We start from the raw sequence: 536 nt of genomic DNA, 5'->3' as shown, positions 1-536 counted from the left end.
TAGCCGCCAATGGTCATCAGGTCCTTGCACCGGCCGGTGACGAACAGCTCGCCGTCCCGGAAGAACCCCAGGTCGCCACTGCGCAGGTAGGGGCCCTCTCCGGTGTCGGCCACGTACGCGTTGAAGGCGTGCTCGGTCTCCTCGGGGCGTCCCCAGTAGCCCACGCCGACGCTGGGCCCGGACACCCAGATCTCGCCCACTTCCTCAGGGCCGCGGCGCAACCGGGTCTCGGAGTCAACGATCAGGACTTGCTGGCTCTCCGCCTTGGCGCCGCAGGCCACCAGGGGCACCGCCCCGGCGGTGTCGGCAGCCACCTCGACGACCCGCTCCTCGCTGAGCGCGGTCCGGTCGATGTGCCGGACCACCGGCACCGGTGACTCGGACATGCCCGTCACACCCAGGGTTGCCTCGGCCAGCCCGTACGCGGGAATAAAGGCCTCGGGCCGGAACCCGGCCGGCGCGAACGCCTCGGCGAAGTTCTGCAGAGTGGTCGCGCGGACCGGCTCGGTGCCGATCCAGGCGTGCGTCAGGTTGGA

Annotated in this window: 1 protein-coding gene; it reads right to left on the bottom strand. The window is 70.9% G+C overall.

The window, feature by feature from the left end:
- A partial coding sequence (locus A5648_RS08005; protein ID WP_165607309.1) for an AMP-binding protein occupies positions 1 to 536 on the bottom strand: 536 nt, incomplete at both ends.

The sequence above is a fragment of the Mycolicibacter sinensis genome (assembly GCF_001673565.1).
Taxonomy (GTDB): Bacteria; Actinomycetota; Actinomycetes; order Mycobacteriales; family Mycobacteriaceae; genus Mycobacterium; species Mycobacterium sinense_C.
This window is presented reverse-complemented; position numbering and strand designations above follow the sequence as displayed.